This window comes from Limosilactobacillus walteri, from assembly GCF_014830205.1.
Taxonomy (GTDB): domain Bacteria; phylum Bacillota; class Bacilli; order Lactobacillales; family Lactobacillaceae; genus Limosilactobacillus; species Limosilactobacillus walteri.
In genome coordinates, this window is the sequence record NZ_QORN01000012.1 from 1 (window position 1) to 17,549 (window position 17,549).

The window sequence follows — 17,549 nt, forward strand, 5'->3', positions numbered from 1 at the left end:
GCGAATATACTGCTTTAGTGTTCCGCGAATGGCTGTTCCCACCGATAAATTCTTGTCAATGATGTGGTACACCAATTTCTTGGCCCGCTCTTTTTTATAGACAACTTCCAACCGTGTCCAAGTCTCGGATTCTGCTGTCTTCTCCTCGCTTTTTGCTTTGCGTTCCAGCGTTTTATCATAAATGCGACAAAAGATGTTTGAAGACTGCGATCCAAAATACATGGTGCGTCCTAGAAACTCGCCGGTTGAACATTGGCGACTGTTGACCTCGTCCCACTTGCTCCAGCGGGAGGTAAAGTGACCGTTAATAGCCGCCCGATGAATGCGTCCAAAATCAATAATACGGTTCTGCAGGTCATCAATCGCAATATCCACGCGACTAAAATTCACCTTGTCGTCCAGAATTGTTAGATATAGAAGAAGTGTTTTCAATTCATATAGACTCTCGTATTGCCGACAACCGGCACCTGTAATCATTACGTGAACGCCCATCCGATCAATAGTTTGCGGTAGGTTTTCGATTTCGTATTCATTACCCGCTGCATTGAACATGATGTAGAGACTTCCTTCGTCCCATTTCAACTGTGAACGATAACCAAAGCGTCCGGTTTCCATTTTCGTAAACGTCTTTTTTTCTAACTTTAGTATCTCAAAAATGACACTTTCCAGTTGCAATCCGGTAACCGTAAATTCCAGCCAGTCAATTACCGCTGAAAAGCTATCATGATGGGATTTATTCATGCTTTTTCACCCAAAATCTCGTATTTATTACCCCCCTATTAGTATGCGGGGGATACGGCAAATGCCGGACAAATTCCCTTGGTCGCTTTTTGAAAAAAGCTTCGCAAAAACTTTGTACGTGGGACCAGTCCCACACCCTGCACTCGCCGTGGGGCATCCGGAAAACAAAATAAATTTGTTTCCGGAAACCGCCAAAGTGTAAATATGTATGGTTGTCAATTCCTTAATGCTCCCGCGCTTTGCTTGGTCCGCTTACCATTGACAACCGGCAACAATCTGCTTCTTAGGCTATTGCCCGATTAGGATCATGCAGAAATTCGACTTGATGGGCGATGACTGTATGGAAGAAGCGTTTCTGTTGGGTTTGTTGGTCAGTTGTGGCACTTACCTCTAAATGGCCTGTTAGGAGCAACTGACGCCCTTTATCACAATGTTGTTTAAGCGCACCTGCCAACTTTCCAAAAGCCTTGCAACGAATAAAATCAGCTTCATCACGGTTGTTCTTCCGTGGTACGGCAACAGTAAACCATGCGTATTGGTTGCCATTAACACTTTCCTTTAGTTCTGGTGCTTGGGTTAATCGTCCTAATAATTTAATATCATTCATAATCTCTTTCTCTCCTTGTGTTTGGTACTAAATTGTTGGTGTGATACTCGTCACGTCGACAAGTGCTGATTGAGCATAGTAAGCCGTCATTGCGACTGTTCGATGCCCTAATAGGTATTGAATGGTGGTGATTGGCACTCCCTTTTCTGTTAATTTGGCCGCAAAAGTATGGCGTAGTAAATGGCAATGAAAATCAATACCAGTCTCCTGGGCGAATTTGGTCGCATACCATTGCAGAGTTCGTCGTGAGAGCCGAAATAATGGCTGTTTAGTTAGTCCTACTGATTGTCGGTACTGCCAAACGATCCTTGCAGCTTGTTGGTTAAGAATTGGAATGCAACGATCACTTCCCCACTTCGCATCGGTTATATTAACGTAAACCGCGCCCTCTTTTAGCTGCACGTCAGTTACCGTTAAATGCGCTACCTCACCTACTCGTGCTCCTGTTCCATACATCAGCCAAAAAGCGGCCCGGATATTCTCCTGAAGACTGTTAATGTAGGCGATAAACGCCCGGATGTTCTCGTCTGACAGTCGTCTAATCCGCTTTTTAGCAGTATTGGTTTTAGGATAATCGGCTGGTGATAAGGGGGCCTGATTGAGGATTCCATTTTTAACCCCCCATAGACTATATACGTATAAAGTCGATAGTTCGCATTTTATAGTTGTCGAACTTAAGTTATTCTTAAACATTTCGCGAGTAAATTCGATAATATCGTCATGTTTTATCTCATTTAAGGCTTTTTTATGGCGAATTAGGTACTTTTTAAATCTTGACAACCGATTAGCGTACTCAACCAGCGTCATATCAGCTTTTCCTTCCAGTTTCATGTCGGCAAGGAAGCGGTCAAAATTTTCTTGCAATTCCACCTCGTCACCCCCTCTTGCATAAATATAAAAATTGGTCGTGTGTCATTTCTCAATCTTGTTGTTTTGTGAGAACAAGATGAGATGCCTGGTCAACGTATCCGTCAAACGTGTTATTTCGCTCGTTAAGCCATCCAATTTGGCTTCCATGCGTAATATTAGAATGACAGCAATTAACAGGCCCCCAGACTGTTCTAGCACGTATCTAATGATGTCGTTACTCAAAGCTAAATTCCTCTAACGTCCTTTCTGTTTGAATTTGGGTATTAGTAATGTCGCCCATGTTGTAGCCACATTCCTTACATAACTCGAGGGAGCCGACCAGCATTGAAGCTGTTTTGGCGTCCCTAATATTTAGCCGAAAATAAATATCGCGTACTCGCTTGCAGCAATCGCACTTGCGATAGACTGTCTGAGCGAAATTCTCTAGCGCTAAGGCTTTCTTTAATTCCATTTGGTTCTCCTTTCATGCAAAAAAGGCGAGGGCACATTATGCGTCCTCGCTTGGTTGTTAGACTTCATCTGAATAGACTGCCTCTTCCGTTGTAGTTACGTACTTGGCGCCAACTGGAGTAGCCGTTAATTCTTCGTCACCCTTCTTAATGAGGTGAGTAGCAGCCATCATTTCCATAGCTTGCCGAACTGTCTCCTTGCTTAATCCCTTTTTCGGATTAGCAATCTTGAAGAAGTGGCTCTTGCCGGTAGTGTCCTTAAATTTAAGCTTTAAGATTGTAATCATGAGGTTATCCCTCCTTTCCTATTATTTCTGCGCATAGCTTACGCTTGAGGCTGTTCTTGTCCGTTTTCGACAATTACCTTGGTAGTAGCTAAAACAGCAATCTCGTCCATTAGAGAGCCTTCTACAAGCATATCTAATGCTTCCGCAAACTGAGTAAGCTGGTCATCACTATACCCGCTTACCGCGTTATTAAAGATGTAATTCTTCCCTTTCGGATAGTCTTCGGAAGTAAAGGCAAATTGTACGCGTGCGCCTTTATCCGTCTTCATTGCGACCTTCATTGGCAACTCCTTTCCGCCAACCATTGCTTTTAAAACACAAAAAAAGCAATGGCTGACTATTGATTAGTCTCGACACATTCCCAATCGGCTGGGAAATGTCACCATTGCTTTACTTAACTCTCTATATTATTTATACGTACATTCCTTGGTGCAATACATATTATACATGGTTTGGACTTTTTATGCAATATACGAATTATCAATACCCAAATATAGCTAAAATGAATACCTCATTAAGCAGCTTTTGTAAAATCTGAATGATATAATTAAACAGCTGTCACAGCCTGACGCATGAATCTATTTTGTGTGAAAGGAGGTGAGCCTAGATGTCGCATCTTATAAATAACTTTCTACATTACTTAGCACAATTATCACTCACGATAATTCCAATCTATTTTGCTTGGTGGCTCGAGCATCATAAACGCTAAGTAATCCACGTGACAGCAACTAGCCCACAAATAAAGCCCCTTGGTAATTATGACCGATTACCGAGGGGCTTTTGTGTTGGTGAAGCCTAAATGCCTCATCCAAATAACTTTCTACAAACATAGTATAGCAAACAAAAAGCTCTCTTGCTACCGCTATAGCTTGAGAGCTTTTGTGTTAGTGGATATTAAATACCTCATCAAATATCTTTCCGACTTTGAAGCATTACTGCTCCCTATCATTCAACAAATGCGCAATAACATCCATGCGATTATCGTAAATTCGCAAAATTTCGACTAATTGTTCATCATCATGAACACGATAAAAGACTGTGTTGCGTTTCAACGGTAAAAAGCGATAACCGGCTAATAATTCAGATAACTCTGTAGCATCTTTACCCAACCCTGGCATTGCCGATAAACGTTCAATTGAATGTTTCAACGAAGTACTTGCCTTATCAGCGGTCTGTTTATCAAACCTGTGAACAAGATATTGATGCAAATTAGCAATATCGCGCTTCGCTGCACCTCTAAACCCTATTTGATAGTTTTTCATTTATCAAGCTCTCCAAACACATCATCTAGCGTGTATAACCCACTTTCAGCCGAGGCTTCTTGAAGATCCTTAAGAACTTTCATACCATTTACAAACCGATCATAACTTTCAATATCAACAATTGCATACTTTCCATAACCATTCTTAGTTAAAAATACAGGATTGTCAGAATCTACTTCTTTCAGTAATTTATTGTAATCACGTAAAGCAGAAACAGGTTTTATTGACATCTTCATCATGATTAATCACCTCACACTAATTGTACATTATTTTAAGTAATATTTACAGCAAAAAAGAGCGTAATACCCCTTAAATCCCTAGGAAGCCAGTGCAACTGGCGGAGCCCTGGCTCTCTTGAGACCTAGCCTATCAGTGGCTTAAAAATCTCAAGAGTATCATCTCAATAGACCCATCGCAATTATTAATCAATCCATTAATTACTTAATGAACTCATCAATAATTACAATGCAGACAGTTTAAGCGCACTCCGCCCTTGCCCCTGTTTGTTTTAGGGTTGTTGATGGGATTTCTCTACGTTCAAAGAGAATCATCCGTGAGGACCCGAAGAACTCACATAACAAACAGGGTTGTCCGTAGCATTTCCGAAGCTTCCAGCCACGTCTTTAGTCCCGTGCGATAAGGACAGGGTTTAGCATACCCATGGTTGTTTACTACAAGTCTGGCGCGTCTCCAGACTCACGGACGCTTCGAGGAACCACCAACGCAGGGTCACTGCCTTAATCGACAATTAATGATCGGTTAATCAAAAAAGAAGAGCCAGCAACTTATCAATTAGCTACTAGCTCTCCATATTTTTATTGAGTCAATTTATTATTTCTTAAGTTAATTCAAAATGTCGTCCTTTTTTCTCGCAAAATGGTTGAAAAACATATCTCATACTCGTTATAATATACAAGTAAAGAACGACAATTTAACTCAACAATTATTCCGCTAAAATAATTTGTTGACGCAATTAGCTATTACCAGTAGTTAATTGATAGCCTTAATGGATACTCCAATATCTGTTAAGGCCTTTCTTTTTGTCTTTTTTATTCAATTGTGAAAGAGTTACATAACCCTCTTTTCAAAGAATACGCTATTATATAGCAGAGGGCAAGAACTTTCTGTGGTTTTTAATAAAAAAGACACTGTTTAAGTGCCTCAAAATAGTCTGTTCCACCAGTGTTTTTTCTTGTTTAAACGGTTAATGATATCTTGATCGTCCCTAGATTGCTTTTGTGAGCTCTCTGGGGGCGTTTTTTTGTCTTGGGTAGATGATTTAGTTGAATCGTCAGTGAAATCGCCGTCTTGGACGTTCTGAGAGGCTTTGGGACTACTTTCTTGTAAAGATAACAATCTCTGGTTTTCAGCTTGAGTATTTAGGAGGAGTTGCTGATTCTGGTCCATTAATTTATGCATGGATGCTAGTTGTTCATCTTTTGTGGCTAGTTGTTTTTTCAATAACTCTATTGTTTCATCTTTAGCTTTAAGCGTGTCTTGATAGGTTTGGTTAGCTATTTGATTATCATCGTTAATGTTATCGGAAAGTTTGCGTTTACTTTCTGATAAGTTATCGTTTACTTTCCGATTCGTTTGTGTTTTTACATGAATAGAATCAGCAAAATGCTGTTTTATATCAGCAAAACCATCTTCATTAACAAGTATTCGATTACCTTGTTTTTTCGTATACTTTGAACGAAAACTTTTCGACATATACTTTGTAATTGCTGGTTTGGTTACTCCAAGCTCATCAGCAATTTGTTTGACGGTATAATAGTTTGCTTTCATTATAGGGCTCCCCGTTTGCTTATTCGTGACTACTTCCTTTGTTAAATATATATATGAGAAGACAAAAAAACAAGCACTTCATGAAATGTGTTAAAAGGATAGATATAACTGGTAGATTGATGGAAAAACTAATATTAGATATAAGAAAACATCAGGTGATTAATAGCATGGTATAAGTACATATTAAGCACTTGAATAACAAAAATCAGAATGGGCTACAAAATAGTAAAGTGGATTGTTAAAAGTAATTTCGTGTCTTTCAAGTAAAAGATTCCCAACTGATTTAATTATTTATCATAACTATCCTATTTAATTAGGATTTAAACAGAAAAGAACCATAATTTAAAATCAAAATTTATGGTTCAAAGTATTATATTGAAAACTGGGGATTAAACTATTAGTTTCACTCTCGTTGTACCTACAATTACCATTCTCTTTTTACGGATAATCTATCTAAAAAGACCAATATATTGAATATAATATGTACCAAAATAACTAAAATAATACTATTAGATAAAACTAACAAAACTGCTTGCCCAAATGAAAAAAGGAGCTTTATATATGCACTTATTCCTTGATATAACAAATGTGTTAAAAAAAACGATAATGTGGATAATATAATAAAAACAATTACCGATATGCTTAACATTTTTGTTTCAAGATATAAAAAGTATCTGAAATTTAGTTCTTCAAATAACGGAAACATAACTATTAATCTAAAATAGTTCATATTTTTAAGCAGAATATTTCGATTTAAGTTTAGCAATTTTTTTTCAAAGGAAGCATAACCTAATGGTAGTAAAAGAATTACTAAAACAAGAATTAGTATTTTTTTATCTAATACACAGCAATCAAAAAATACTAGTACAATCAGTGTTCCCAAGTATATTGTTGACATTTTTAAATATTTAAAAATAGAGATTGCATTAAATAATACATAAATAATACCAGGGAAAGTAGTAAAAATAAGTAAAATATTAAGCCATAGGATGGACATTTGTATTTTTAATACCCCCTATTTTTTTATACTTAGGATGATATTTAGGCGGATATGTCGGCATAGAAACCGGCAATAACTCTGGAACTATCACTCTGACAATAGTAAATCCTAGATTTTTAAATTCAAGAGGGGATATATCGAGGCATGCAGCATACTTACTTAATGAGCTTAAATTTTCCAATTGTTGTTTTAAAGTCTTTGACTTCTTTCTAGTTGTAAAGCTAAAATTATTTAATTTTAATTTTGGTTTTCCTTCAATTGCGTACTTTAAAACGTTATCATCTAAGTTTCCGATTTGCTTACGTGTAGTAGATGCTATGTACTTTTTTGGCTCTAGCCATGCTACATTCATAGAATACTCTAGAACAGTTAAAGCCTCCATAAAGCTCCTATAAACGCATTTACTTTTTGTAAGTCCTCCTTGAACACCTACTGTATACTTTGGTAAATTATCGTCTCCCTCGTTTGCGAAAATTTCACAAACGATAACATAAATATCTTTATCAAAAGAAATATCTGTAAACCTTATTTTAAAATTGCTACTAAATTGTTTTGTATCTACATTATCAAATAATTTTTGTATAAATTGCATTGAACATTTTAGAGGTGTGCCTTTTATTCCACCGTACCACCATAAATTAAATGAATCTATTTGTTCGTATTCTATTAATGCATTTTGCAATGCCGCAGTAAAATTATCATGACAAGCTGTTCCCGTTGAAACAGCTGTAATGTTATATTTTTTCTCATTTTGAAATGTTTCGTTGTCTGCTAATAAAACAAACTGTAAAGGAATCCAGACTTTTTTCCCAGGATTTATCAAAGAATTCATACAGACCCATTTTATCTTATCATCCGCATTTAAATAGTTTACGGAATTCTTTTCAAATTGAATATTTATATATTTCAACGGTAATATATAATCATTTAAATATTTAGACTTAAGCTCTTTGTAAGATCCCTTTATTATATTCGATTTTAATAGAATCTTTGATAAAACATAAGAATACCGCTCAGTACTTTCGCCTAAAAAACTAATGTAACTCTCATTAAATAGTGACCCATAACCACTTAAATGATAAACAATTTTTGGAACATTATTTTTATAAATATTCTTTTCAAATGAAGAAAATTCTGAAGTTAAGTAATTGTATGGAAATATTGGGTAACTAGACGTTCCCATAAACAATACATTATTCCAAATCCCTGTAACTTTACCAGATAGTATACTATGCCTATAACTACTATAATTAGCATCATTTAATATCGAAATCACCATTTCTCAGTCCTTTTAAAATGTTAATCGAATTCATATTTTGTTCTTTAAAATTAGTATTAGTTATTGTAGAACATACCTTACAACTAGTGGCTATTCTATTTATATTAAACTCATAGTCAAATGTAGGTAAATAAAAGTGTAGATAGTTACCTATTAATTGAGATTGGCCAAATAAGTTAATATTCTTTAGATCTCTAAGTAATAAGCCCAATATTATAGAACTACTTACTAAATCAAAATCCCGATCAATATTATCAGCCACATTTAATTCTTGCTCTGCTATATCAAATTTCGTTAAAATATGTTTTTCAAGACACTCAAAACATCCTGTCTTTCTATACTCGACACCAAATAAATATAAATTTTCATTATCAACTATGGCAAAAGTACTTAGTTTATTCAGTTTACAAATAAGATAATTGAAAGCTTTTATCTTACTTAAATGATACGTAGAATCTATAAAATAAATCCAACTATATGGCTTAAATATTCTACTGAACTTCTCTAAAAGCGAATTAATCTCGAGTACGTTTTTATCTTGTACTATTAATTCAGCTTCCTTTATAGATAATAAGTTATCGATGTTTTCCACTTCATACTTTGGTGATAAATATTCTTTATAATAATCAAAATCTGAGGAATTAACTAAGAATAATACCTTTTGAGACTTATCGTATTCTCTATTAATAAGCCCCATTCTAGCTAATTTATCAAAGTCTTCCATAATCTCTGAAGATTCAGATAATTCTAATCTACGATTAGCTATAAATTCTTGAAATTTATCTAAAAAATTCCTAGTACTTCTGCCCTTATTTATTTCAACTTCTGATATATTAATTATTCCTCTACGTAATATAATAAGGTCTTCTGTGTTAATTACTTTGAGATCTCTAGGTTTAATAAAAGCTACCATTATTTCTCATCTCCACAAATGCTTGATAAAACTAAAACTTGATTAACTCCATCTATATATAGTAGATTTTCCAAATATTGCTTATCTATCCCCGCTACATCACATGAACCCAATCCATAAGCTTTAGTAACTAAATCAAAGTTCTCAGCCATGCATCCTACTTCTATTAATGAATTAGCTAGCGATAGTTCACCATACTTTAAATATGTTTTGTTAATAGTATATATATAAAAGATAGCGAAATTTAAATTCTTTGTGTCAATTCCTCCAGCAAAAAATTTACTTTGCTGATACGATTTAGTATTTAATTTTTGAAGTGTGTGACTATATGGTTGATATTTATAAAATCCTGCTGGTATATCTTCTACCTTATTTACAAAAACTACTGCGTAAATTGGATATAAACCTCCACCACTGGGGAAGTAACGGCCATAACTTTTAGTTTCACCATAAGAAGTTATTCTTTTACTTACACCAAACGCAAAGTGTAATATTGTTGAAAAATCTTTCAATGATATTATACGACCTGAAAATTCTCTTACACTTTTCCTTGCATTTAATAAACTACTAATAGATCTCCGTATTTTTCTTGCAGGTCTAGGTAAAGATAGAGTATTTAAATCATTAATTTCAGATAAGGGCATTGCCTCGCTTTTAAGAGGAGCATAATTTGTATTATTATATTCTGTCATACTCTTAAGGTCTTGAAAATGAATAGTATTTAAATTCCTTAAGTAGGAAAACATTGGCGTATTATCTAACCCCATTAAAACATTAGAAAAAATTCTATGATTGTCTTTGTTAGTTTTGTTTCGTGGATCTATATCAAAACTTGTAAATTCATTTAATAGACCTTTGTTTTTAATATCAATCATTACTTCTCCTCTTTTCAAAAATTAAAGTAATTGTTTCTATTACTATAATTAGTATCATTGATGTCACTATACCCACCAAAGCCATATTGTTATTGTAAGGAATCCCTACAATTTTATTATTATGTGTAATGATCTTATATATTGGTAAATTTAGCACGCGCACTGTATAAGTTGATAAGTTATTGCTTTGAATATGAGCGTATCCAAAATAAATCAATATGTAATTCAAACTAAAAGATAAAATAATTCCAGCGATTACCTCAATAAATATTCTTATTGTTTGCCTCTTCATAGTTACTCACATCTTCTCTTTATATAGAATAATGACAATTATTATTAATATTATTAACCAAAGAGTATTTATTTGAATAAACTGAGTTACTATAAGATCTTTTTCAGTCCAAATATTATAAAAATTATTCATTAAATATTTCCAAGGTATGTATTTCCCAATTTTTCGTATTTTTAACGGTAGTTCTGTGTATTGAATAAACACTCCCGAAAGTAAATAGAAAGTAAATAACAAAGTCATACCCATTGGTAATATAACTCTTGGATTAGTTATTATTAATGACATCATAGCTCCAAAGACAAGAAAAGTTATGGTACAGTATTCACACTGCATTATATAAAATAATAAATATAGAAAGTTTGGTACATTTGCATTGAAAAAAATCTTTGCAACACATATATTTAATAAAATACTAGTTAAACTTAATACAACATATGACACAATGTCTGCAAAAGTGTAGGTGATAATATTAACACCAAAATACTTCAATCTCATATAGAGATTATTTTTCATTTTAGTAGCAAAGCTAATTGGAAAACTAATAACTGTTAAAGGTATCAGTCCTATTCCTACACTAATCAATACATATTTATCTATAAAGTGGTATCCATCTGTACCAAGGGAAAAGTTCTTATAAGATAGAACCATTACGCACATCATTACCAAGGGAAAAACTAGTGTAAAAAAAATAGATATTGGTTCTCTTAATTGTAGTTTTATGCTTAAAAATATCTTTTCCATTTAATTTACTCCTTTATACATTAAAAGGTAGCTCGAATAGACTCCTGGTGTAATAACGTTATACTTAATACTGTTACTATCTAAATAAGTCACAAAGTTTTCCTTTTCTTTAATACCTTTTGCAAAATATATTTTGCCATTATCCAATGCCTTTCTATTATCCCACCGTGAATCTACATTCTTTACATTACCAATCTTAAATAGAAAATACTTACTAAATCTGTTGATCAAACTATTAGTCTTACCACTATAAAGAAGCTTGCCATGCTTTAATATCAAAACATAATCAGCCCAATTTTCTACTTCTTCAAAATAATGAGTAATACTTATCACTGTACTCTCCATTGTTGCCTGCTGCATTAGCTCTAATAGTGTCTCTCGTTTATAAGAATCTAAGCCTGATGTCATCTCATCGAATATATAAAGTTTTTTTCTTTGAGTTAATACTAAGCCCAGTGTGAGTCTCTGCCTTTCTCCAACTGATAACTTATGTATATACGTATTTTTTAGTTCTTTTAGATAATACCTCTTAAGGAACTTTTCTAAATCTTCACTTTTCCATTTTGGAAAAATAAGTTTTATCAATTCTTTTACTTTTATCAAATCTCCATACTGATTTTCTTGAAAAACGATTCCTATATCACTAGGTTTAAAGTTATTTTCTACTATTCCTTTATAATTTTTAATGTTCCCTAATAGTAGGTTTATTAGCGTTGTTTTCCCTGCTCCATTTTCTCCTAAGATTGCGACCTTACTTCCGTCCTTAATATCTATTTTTTTGTTTTTAAAATCTAATATTTTTTTGCCTGAAATTGTTAATTCCACATTATTTATACTTATCATATGTACCTCTAAAAAAACTGGTATTTTAATAAAAATACCAGTAATAACATTTCAGTTATTTACCCACAGCAGCAAGAGCAAGAGCAGGAACAACAGCAACCACCTGCATAGTTCAATTTACTCTCGCTTGTTTTACTATCAAATGTATTAAATTTTGACTTATCGACTGACATATTTACGCCTCCTTAAATCATTTGTGAAATAGTTAATTATCTATTTCCGCCCACATTATAAACCTAATCTTTATCATCTTCAATGGATTATCATTTGATATATTATAAAAAGTAAACAACTATTATTTACCTTTTATTTAATGATGTTTATGTTTACTATTTATTTCCAATTCTCCTAAGAGAGATAGCATATTATTTTACGAATTTATTTAAACGCGGTTTGTAAAATTTAAAAATTAAGTTGAAATTTTACTAAATCTATATTAAAAAAATAATTTTAAGCATTACATACAAGAATTATCGGGGGCTATTTGTAATAAATAACCCTAACAAAAAAACGCCTGTCGCAAAGACAGACGCTGGTTTATTCTGCTGAAATGAATGGATTAACCAAACAGTTTCTTTAAAAACTTAATCAGTTTTTTCAGCTGCTTTTTTGAAAGAGGCAGCAATACAAAGAGAAAAACGCAATGCATTGGGAAGATCCTCCTTCCCGCACAATTGAATGCTTGGTTAGGGCATCCTGATGTGCATTAACATTGTATCATAGAATATTTTCAGCTATAATATAGCTACAAAGAGAAAAATGCTGGTGTGCAAATTGGATCAGTTGGTTACTTATCCGAGCCGGCGGGGCATCTGAAAAGGTGCTCTTTTTTATGCTCAAATTTTCGATAGTTCTTTTACTCCTCTTTTGATACTATTAGATAAATTATGAAAGAGGAGCAATCTCATGAACTCAGATAATAATAGTAGTTTGATTATACCTATTTGTTCAGCGCTAAACGCCTTATTCGTCATTGGATTAGTTGCAATGGATAAATACTGGGATTATCTTTCTAGTTGGATAGTTTATCCGTATATTTTGCTTATGGTAATTAATGGTGTGATTCTACTCGTTTATGCTGTCAAAAATAATAAAAAGTAAAAGTCAGGGTATCCATAATGATTTTATCGATACCTTATTATCTTAGGGGCTATTTCTATAAAATAACCCCTAAATAACCTTGTTATATCAAGCCCCTATATTCTACAATTAGAATATAGGGGCTATTTTTGTGTTAAATAAAAAAACTCCTCCTAAATTTAGGTGGGAGAATATTTCCTCATGTTATAATTGAATAGCTGTCACAAGCTCACTTAGAATCCATTTTCTAATGTTGGGAGGTGATACCCATGAACACTTTCCTAGACCATCTCTTGAACTACCTAGCACAATTATCGTTAGCGGTAATTCCCGTTTGCGTGGCGTATTGGTTAAACCATCGCAAGTGATAGGCAAGTAGTGACAGCTTAACCCACAATTAAAGCCCCTTGGTAATTATGGCGGATTACCGAGGGGCTTTTGTGTTGGTGAAACCCATGAACAATTTCATCAACCATCTCTTATATTTACATTATAACACGAACACCAGAAAGGGCAATCACTATGAAACAAGTCGTACTCCCCATCAAAGATTCCAATATTCTCCACGAAGTCCAGGACACTTTACTCAATAATTTCCGTTTTGGTCGTCGAAACTACACCATTTTCCAAGTTGGCAAGGCAACTTTGCTGAGAGTAAGTGATGTATTGGCGCTTAGACGCAATGAAATCTTTGATAACGATGGAACTATCAAGAAAAACGCGTATATTCGCGATAAAAAGACGGACAAACCCAATATTTTGTACTTAAAACCAGTCAAACAGGACCTACTAGAATATCATGCGTGGCTTCAAGAAAATAATATTCAGTCTGAATGGCTCTTCCCATCAACTGCTCATCAGGACCGCCATATTACGGAAAAACAATTTTATAAAATTATGGCCAAAACTGGGGACTTGCTTGGTATTAACTATCTTGGCACCCATACGATGCGTAAAACTGGAGCATATCGAGTTTACACGCAATCGAACTACAATATTGGGCTCGTAATGTCATTGCTCAACCACTCTAGTGAAGCCATGACACTAAAATATCTTGGGTTAGACCAAGTCAGTCGTGAAAAAATGCTCGATCAAATTGATTTTGACTAATAAAAAAAGATCATCAACGTAAAATTGATGGTCTTTTTCTATATGCCCCCGCTCCCCTCAGCCATTACGTTTGGTCGAGCAGTCAGTCCTATGGCGCTTCAGCCGTAAACGTCTTCCGCCTGCCATATTTCTGCCAGCTCATGGCAATTACTAGTGATCTCGTGACTAGCGGTCGAGCCACTTAGTCAGTGTCTCTCCTTATCGCTAGTCCCAAGCTCACCATCTTTTTCATTATTCTTAGTTTTTGGCTTATCGGGAAGCGGGGGGCATAATGACGCTAATGTAGCCTCCACTACTTACTAACTCCCTGCCCCCTGAACTAGCGACCCTCAAACAAAAAAGTCTTCTCATATCGGTAAAAGGAGACCGACCGCAGGGAGTGGCTCATCCGATATGGGAAGACTTGCTCATGTGTAGAAGGCAGCTAGAGGCAGGGATTTGCCAACGGAAGACGCGTATGCGGCTGCAGTGGCTAAATCACTGACTCGCTGCCTTCGTTTTGCTCACTGTAGCCCAAGGAGCGTGAAAGGGGCAGGGAGTTATTTCTTCTTGCGATTAGCAATTCTTTGCCTTAGTGAAGCTATTTCCTCTGGGGTAGCTTTTTTTGTTAATTCCTCTGGGCTCTTCTTTGTCCATGCCGGCAATTCTTCTGTTTTTTTCGACGTACTACTATTCTTTAATTGATCAATTCTATTTTGTGCTGCTTTTGCAAGATAATCATTCAGTCCTTTTTTGGCAACTTTATTCATATGTTCTTTGAGGTAGCTTAAATGATTATTTAATGCGTTTTCTCCATAATCAGAAACTATTTTTTTATATAAGGGATAGACATCGTTGGCTAATGAGATAACCAATGATTGATCCTGCATTAACGTAACCATATCGATAATTTGGTTAGTTGCTAAAAGAGGCGTATAAGGTGAATTAAGAGCTTGCTGATATTCTGCTGATTGAAGTATTCCCAATCCGTTATCAGTAACAGTAATATCATTCTTTGTCACATGAAACTGAATTGCATAGATTTGACGTCCATGTTTAATTTTATCGTAGCTAATTGAAAAGGCGGTATTTTCATTAATTTCTTTAAGAGGGAGTTTTAAGACTTTTGTTTCAAAACTAGAAAAACGACCTAAATACTTATTTTCAGTACTTGTCAATCGACGCAATTCTTTTATTGTAATTGTGGGATTGGCAAACTCATCTAATTTTTCCGAGTTAAATTTTCGGCTTGCATAATATTGATATTGATTGTAATTCATCGCTAATAACTTATAAATTATAATAGCGTGTTTGCTGTTAAGTCTCGCAACATCTGCTAACCGATACTTTGTGAAATTGCTTTGAAGCAAGCTAATGTACGGAAGAAGCTTGGGTGCAAAGACAACCTTAATATCGTCTTGCGCATGGTTCCACACGATTTCTTGAATAGGCGATATTGAATATTCTGTAATTGAACCATCTGCCTCTTTGGTTTTAAAATGAAATGTCGCATTAGTATGCAATTCATGGATTGCTGTTCTTAATCGCGAATTGCGGTTTGTTCCTTCTAAGGATAATAAATCATAAACAAGCTTTTTCTTGATATAAACAGTATCGGTATTTTTTCGATCGTCATAGCTTCCCACGATAATTTCAAATAATTTTAATGGCATACGCTCCATTTTAGCAACTGCCTGAATCAAATCATTATGTTGTGCAACAATTTGCTTCTCATCATTAGCCATATTACGTTTCCCCCTATTAAATTAAAGTAGCTACATAATTGTATTTTTTAAATTATTTAATATTAGTTTTTTTACTATGTAATCACTTTACTACCAACGGTTCTGCTATTCAACTACCGATATCAAAAAAAAGTAGTTGATTTAATTTTTTGATATACAATTAGGTAGCTTTATCTCCACATTTAGGTAGTTGAATATATACAATTAGGTAGCTTTATCTATACAATTAAGTAGTTGAATATATACAATTAAGTAGTTATATCTATACATTTAGGTAGCTGCATTTTCTTCTAAACCATTGATAAATCAGCTTTTTTAATCCAGTAATTATAAACCTTTAAACTATAAATTATTTAAACTATTAATCTGATAAAATAAGTAACACTATAAAACCGAAAGATTTAAATTATTTTCCGTATTTAATAAAGGTTACTAAAATTACTTCCGGTTTTTAGCTTAAAACATACAAAGCAAAACTACGATTATAAAAAGAAAGCTTAAATATTACTTTCCACGCTAAATTTATTTCCGCTTTTCGCTAAATTCTTTTCCGCATTAAAACTAAGGAAAAACATCTGCATACCAAAAAATACCAACCTCTAAAAAGAAGTTGGTACATACTAATTTTAATTACGCTATTTTAATCCGTTGACCAGGGACAACCATATCACCGCTGGTAGCATTGTTGAGCAATAACAGTTCTGCCAATTCAATGCCTAATTGACGGGCTATCATCCAGTAGTTGTCGCCTGCCCTCGCTATATATTCAGTATCTAAACTCAATTGACGTCCCCGCAGCTGATTTGGCTTGGTATAGAAATCCATAAAATCATAAGCAACGAATTGCCGTTCATCAAGGTATTTATTATCGAATATCCATGTCCCTGCACCAATGACCGATGGCGATAGTTGGTTATAATCAATCACCGTCAAATTAGGTCGCAAGTGTAATTTTGCTGGTCGCACGATATTATTTGCGATCAGTTTTGCCATTATACACAAGTCTTGATTGCGATAACCATTGAGATATAACGTCTCTTGAAAGAAGTTAATTAGCTCCATTGCGCTCTTATTAGCCACGGTGGGCGTAAAAATCAAGGTATGAACGGCATTCTCAGGCAAATTAAACGCACGAGTCTGCGCTAAAAAGAATTTCGCTTCGTCTCTCGCCTCTTCAGGCGTAGTAAAACGGGCGATATGTGAGGCATGAACCAACATTTCCGCTTTTCTTGCTGCCTCGATCTGTTTTTCCGCCAAAAGATTGCGCTCATTTCTGCCAACCGTTAGATTAACCACGCACGCATTAACCCCCATCGGCTGAATACTGTAGAAATATTCCTGTTCTGTTGTTGTTTGCTCAGTACAAAATGCGACCATGCTATAATCTTCCATCATTAGTCCCCCTGTAAATATTGTGCAATTGCGTCTCGGTGCCGTTGTGACAGCCGTGAGGCCCCATTCTTGATAATGTCATGCAACCAACTAATATCACCCTCATACGCTGTTATAATGGCTGCCATTGTCGGGGCTATTTGGCGGTCAAGCCAAAAAGCCATATCATCAATTGATTTAGGCTCCTGTCGGCTCGTCAGTTGGAGTTTTTCAACATTATTCAACAACTGCTCCCACCATTTTACGGATGGCCACCGCGCTTTATTTACATCGCTAGTTTGTGGTGGTCGAATAAA

The 17,549-nt window shown here is 34.8% G+C and carries 22 protein-coding genes; 2 read left to right on the forward strand and 20 right to left on the reverse strand.

All coding sequences use genetic code 11. From position 1 onward, the window contains the following. The 17 genes from DTK66_RS03715 to DTK66_RS11200 all read right to left on the reverse strand — a co-directional run. On the reverse strand, positions 1–741 hold a 741-nt coding region (locus tag DTK66_RS03715; protein WP_191667818.1), incomplete at its 3' end, for a replication initiation factor domain-containing protein. A 283-nt stretch (positions 742–1,024) separates the two neighbouring features. Further along, positions 1,025–1,348 carry a single-stranded DNA-binding protein gene (locus DTK66_RS03720; RefSeq protein WP_191667819.1) on the reverse strand — a complete coding sequence of 108 codons (324 nt, stop codon included), beginning with the start codon at positions 1,346–1,348 and terminating at the stop codon, positions 1,025–1,027. A 27-nt stretch (positions 1,349–1,375) separates the two neighbouring features. Further along, positions 1,376–2,218 carry a tyrosine-type recombinase/integrase gene (locus DTK66_RS03725; protein WP_368356240.1) on the reverse strand — a complete coding sequence of 281 codons (843 nt, stop codon included), beginning with the start codon at positions 2,216–2,218 and terminating at the stop codon, positions 1,376–1,378. Between the two features lie 214 nt (positions 2,219–2,432). After that, the gene (locus DTK66_RS03730) at positions 2,433–2,669 is read right to left on the reverse strand and encodes a hypothetical protein (RefSeq protein ID WP_191667820.1); all 237 of its coding nucleotides are present in this window, start codon (positions 2,667–2,669) and stop codon (positions 2,433–2,435) included. A gap of 57 nt (positions 2,670–2,726) precedes the next feature. Next, a complete protein-coding gene (locus DTK66_RS03735; protein WP_191667821.1) occupies positions 2,727–2,954 on the reverse strand; it encodes a DUF2922 domain-containing protein in 228 nt (75 codons plus the stop codon). A gap of 38 nt (positions 2,955–2,992) precedes the next feature. Beyond that, positions 2,993–3,235: a hypothetical protein gene (locus DTK66_RS03740; protein WP_225208983.1), complete on the reverse strand. Its 243-nt coding sequence runs from the start codon at positions 3,233–3,235 to the stop codon at positions 2,993–2,995. Between the two features lie 651 nt (positions 3,236–3,886). After that, positions 3,887–4,216, reverse strand: coding sequence for a type II toxin-antitoxin system RelE/ParE family toxin (locus DTK66_RS03745; RefSeq protein ID WP_191667823.1), 330 nt, complete (start codon positions 4,214–4,216; stop codon positions 3,887–3,889). Then, positions 4,213–4,455 carry a type II toxin-antitoxin system Phd/YefM family antitoxin gene (locus tag DTK66_RS03750; protein WP_191667824.1) on the reverse strand — a complete coding sequence of 81 codons (243 nt, stop codon included), beginning with the start codon at positions 4,453–4,455 and terminating at the stop codon, positions 4,213–4,215. Before DTK66_RS03750 ends, DTK66_RS03745 begins: the two co-directional genes overlap by 4 nt. 922 nt (positions 4,456–5,377) lie before the next feature. Then, the gene (locus tag DTK66_RS03755) at positions 5,378–6,004 is read right to left on the reverse strand and encodes a MurR/RpiR family transcriptional regulator (protein WP_191667825.1); all 627 of its coding nucleotides are present in this window, start codon (positions 6,002–6,004) and stop codon (positions 5,378–5,380) included. A gap of 424 nt (positions 6,005–6,428) precedes the next feature. Continuing rightward, positions 6,429–7,001, reverse strand: a complete 573-nt coding sequence (locus tag DTK66_RS11170; protein WP_191667826.1) for a CPBP family glutamic-type intramembrane protease — start codon at positions 6,999–7,001, stop codon at positions 6,429–6,431. Beyond that, the gene (locus DTK66_RS03765; RefSeq protein WP_225208984.1) at positions 6,982–8,283 is read right to left on the reverse strand and encodes a YcaO-like family protein; all 1,302 of its coding nucleotides are present in this window, start codon (positions 8,281–8,283) and stop codon (positions 6,982–6,984) included. The genes DTK66_RS11170 and DTK66_RS03765 overlap by 20 nt, the downstream gene beginning before the upstream one ends. Then, positions 8,261–9,196 carry a hypothetical protein gene (locus tag DTK66_RS03770; RefSeq protein ID WP_191667827.1) on the reverse strand — a complete coding sequence of 312 codons (936 nt, stop codon included), beginning with the start codon at positions 9,194–9,196 and terminating at the stop codon, positions 8,261–8,263. The genes DTK66_RS03765 and DTK66_RS03770 overlap by 23 nt, the downstream gene beginning before the upstream one ends. Beyond that, complete coding sequence (locus DTK66_RS03775) at positions 9,196–10,071, reverse strand: SagB family peptide dehydrogenase (RefSeq protein WP_191667828.1); 876 nt, start codon at positions 10,069–10,071, stop codon at positions 9,196–9,198. Before DTK66_RS03775 ends, DTK66_RS03770 begins: the two co-directional genes overlap by 1 nt. After that, positions 10,064–10,363: an LlsX family protein gene (locus tag DTK66_RS11175; protein WP_191667829.1), complete on the reverse strand. Its 300-nt coding sequence runs from the start codon at positions 10,361–10,363 to the stop codon at positions 10,064–10,066. The genes DTK66_RS03775 and DTK66_RS11175 overlap by 8 nt, the downstream gene beginning before the upstream one ends. Before the next feature lie 6 nt (positions 10,364–10,369). Further along, entirely contained in the window at positions 10,370–11,104 is a 735-nt protein-coding gene (locus tag DTK66_RS03785) for an ABC transporter permease (RefSeq protein WP_191667830.1), read from the reverse strand. Next, entirely contained in the window at positions 11,105–11,929 is an 825-nt protein-coding gene (locus tag DTK66_RS03790) for an ATP-binding cassette domain-containing protein (RefSeq protein WP_191667831.1), read from the reverse strand. A 77-nt stretch (positions 11,930–12,006) separates the two neighbouring features. Further along, positions 12,007–12,120: a listeriolysin S family TOMM bacteriocin gene (locus tag DTK66_RS11200; RefSeq protein ID WP_437127499.1), complete on the reverse strand. Its 114-nt coding sequence runs from the start codon at positions 12,118–12,120 to the stop codon at positions 12,007–12,009. Positions 12,121–12,853: 733 nt separating this feature from the next. Here DTK66_RS11200 and DTK66_RS03795 point away from each other — a divergent pair. Further along, positions 12,854–13,048, forward strand: coding sequence for an MFS transporter (locus DTK66_RS03795; RefSeq protein WP_191667832.1), 195 nt, complete (start codon positions 12,854–12,856; stop codon positions 13,046–13,048). A 501-nt stretch (positions 13,049–13,549) separates the two neighbouring features. After that, the gene (locus tag DTK66_RS03800) at positions 13,550–14,137 is read left to right on the forward strand and encodes a site-specific integrase (protein WP_191667833.1); all 588 of its coding nucleotides are present in this window, start codon (positions 13,550–13,552) and stop codon (positions 14,135–14,137) included. Positions 14,138–14,676: 539 nt separating this feature from the next. Here the strand turns inward: DTK66_RS03800 and DTK66_RS03805 are convergent. From DTK66_RS03805 to DTK66_RS03815, 3 genes are all read right to left on the reverse strand, one after another. Further along, the gene (locus DTK66_RS03805; RefSeq protein ID WP_191667834.1) at positions 14,677–15,861 is read right to left on the reverse strand and encodes a RepB family plasmid replication initiator protein; all 1,185 of its coding nucleotides are present in this window, start codon (positions 15,859–15,861) and stop codon (positions 14,677–14,679) included. A gap of 630 nt (positions 15,862–16,491) precedes the next feature. Further along, complete coding sequence (locus DTK66_RS03810) at positions 16,492–17,238, reverse strand: GH25 family lysozyme (RefSeq protein WP_191667835.1); 747 nt, start codon at positions 17,236–17,238, stop codon at positions 16,492–16,494. Positions 17,239–17,255: 17 nt separating this feature from the next. After that, a partial coding sequence (locus DTK66_RS03815; RefSeq protein WP_191667836.1) for a replication initiation factor domain-containing protein occupies positions 17,256–17,549 on the reverse strand: 294 nt, incomplete at its 5' end.

Bases quoted from the DNA above. Each gene is read 5' to 3' on its own strand.
- DTK66_RS11175 (WP_191667829.1), bottom strand. From the start codon at position 10,363: ATGAAGAGGCAAACAATAAGAATATTTATTGAGGTAATCGCTGGAATT.
- DTK66_RS03800 (WP_191667833.1), top strand. From the start codon at position 13,550: ATGAAACAAGTCGTACTCCCCATCAAAGATTCCAATATTCTCCACGAA.
- DTK66_RS03770 (WP_191667827.1), bottom strand. From the start codon at position 9,196: ATGGTAGCTTTTATTAAACCTAGAGATCTCAAAGTAATTAACACAGAA.
- DTK66_RS03745 (WP_191667823.1), bottom strand. From the start codon at position 4,216: ATGAAAAACTATCAAATAGGGTTTAGAGGTGCAGCGAAGCGCGATATT.
- DTK66_RS03765 (WP_225208984.1), bottom strand. From the start codon at position 8,283: ATGGTGATTTCGATATTAAATGATGCTAATTATAGTAGTTATAGGCAT.
- DTK66_RS11200 (WP_437127499.1), bottom strand. From the start codon at position 12,120: ATGTCAGTCGATAAGTCAAAATTTAATACATTTGATAGTAAAACAAGC.
- DTK66_RS03805 (WP_191667834.1), bottom strand. From the start codon at position 15,861: ATGGCTAATGATGAGAAGCAAATTGTTGCACAACATAATGATTTGATT.
- DTK66_RS03795 (WP_191667832.1), top strand. From the start codon at position 12,854: ATGAACTCAGATAATAATAGTAGTTTGATTATACCTATTTGTTCAGCG.
- DTK66_RS03775 (WP_191667828.1), bottom strand. From the start codon at position 10,071: ATGATTGATATTAAAAACAAAGGTCTATTAAATGAATTTACAAGTTTT.
- DTK66_RS03735 (WP_191667821.1), bottom strand. From the start codon at position 2,954: ATGATTACAATCTTAAAGCTTAAATTTAAGGACACTACCGGCAAGAGC.
- DTK66_RS03785 (WP_191667830.1), bottom strand. From the start codon at position 11,104: ATGGAAAAGATATTTTTAAGCATAAAACTACAATTAAGAGAACCAATA.
- DTK66_RS03720 (WP_191667819.1), bottom strand. From the start codon at position 1,348: ATGAATGATATTAAATTATTAGGACGATTAACCCAAGCACCAGAACTA.
- DTK66_RS03740 (WP_225208983.1), bottom strand. From the start codon at position 3,235: ATGAAGGTCGCAATGAAGACGGATAAAGGCGCACGCGTACAATTTGCC.
- DTK66_RS03730 (WP_191667820.1), bottom strand. From the start codon at position 2,669: ATGGAATTAAAGAAAGCCTTAGCGCTAGAGAATTTCGCTCAGACAGTC.
- DTK66_RS03810 (WP_191667835.1), bottom strand. From the start codon at position 17,238: ATGGTCGCATTTTGTACTGAGCAAACAACAACAGAACAGGAATATTTC.
- DTK66_RS03750 (WP_191667824.1), bottom strand. From the start codon at position 4,455: ATGATGAAGATGTCAATAAAACCTGTTTCTGCTTTACGTGATTACAAT.
- DTK66_RS11170 (WP_191667826.1), bottom strand. From the start codon at position 7,001: ATGTCCATCCTATGGCTTAATATTTTACTTATTTTTACTACTTTCCCT.
- DTK66_RS03755 (WP_191667825.1), bottom strand. From the start codon at position 6,004: ATGAAAGCAAACTATTATACCGTCAAACAAATTGCTGATGAGCTTGGA.